Origin of the sequence: Paenibacillus sp. MCAF9 (genome assembly GCF_052114265.1) — a bacterium.
GTDB lineage: Bacteria > Bacillota > Bacilli > Paenibacillales > Paenibacillaceae > Pristimantibacillus.
Genome location: NZ_JBFREL010000086.1, coordinates 1 through 612 on the forward strand (window position 1 = coordinate 1; position 612 = coordinate 612).

The 612-nt window shown below is 51.6% G+C and carries 3 tRNA genes and 1 rRNA gene; all 4 read right to left on the bottom strand.

Annotated features, from left to right (window positions below):
* Positions 1–71 precede the first annotated feature (71 nt).
* A tRNA-Gln gene (locus AB4Z45_RS33005) sits at positions 72–146 on the bottom strand.
* Positions 147–176: 30 nt separating this feature from the next.
* Positions 177–253, bottom strand: a tRNA-Asp gene (locus AB4Z45_RS33010).
* 40 nt (positions 254–293) lie between these two features.
* Positions 294–370: transfer RNA gene (locus AB4Z45_RS33015), tRNA-Met, on the bottom strand.
* A gap of 148 nt (positions 371–518) precedes the next feature.
* Positions 519–612, bottom strand: a 23S ribosomal RNA gene (locus AB4Z45_RS33020); the annotation flags it as partial.

Consider the following 612-nt stretch of genomic DNA (forward strand, 5'->3'; position numbering starts at 1 on the left):
ACGGGAATCGAACCCGCGACCCTCGCCTTGGCAAGGCGATGCTCTACCGCTGAGCCACTTCCGCATATAAATGGCTGGGGATTCAGGGATCGAACCTGAGAATGACGGAGTCAAAGTCCGTTGCCTTACCGCTTGGCTAATCCCCAACATATATTTTGTTACTCTTCTTGTAAAAGTGGCGGAGCTGACGGGATTCGAACCCGCGGTCTCCTGCGTGACAGGCAGGCATGTTGGGCCACTACACCACAGCTCCGTATGTAAGCTCGGATAAATCCGAAAGTGAAACCTTGGTTTGGTTGCGGGGGCAGGATTTGAACCTGCGGCCTTCGGGTTATGAGCCCGACGAGCTACCGGGCTGCTCCACCCCGCGTCAATTACTACTAAAGCTATTCATTTACAGAACATTCACTAATGCGTACATTAGCAAGTTGCGCCCTGAAAACTGGATACGAAAGATTAGGCCTGCTGAAGCCTTTATGCTGCTGTCTACTGGATGTATGGGTCACAGTAAACGTGTTTAGGATAAGCCCTCGACCGATTAGTATTCGTCAGCTACACACATTGCTGTGCTTCCACCCCGAACCTATCAACCTCGTCGTCTTCAAGGGGTCT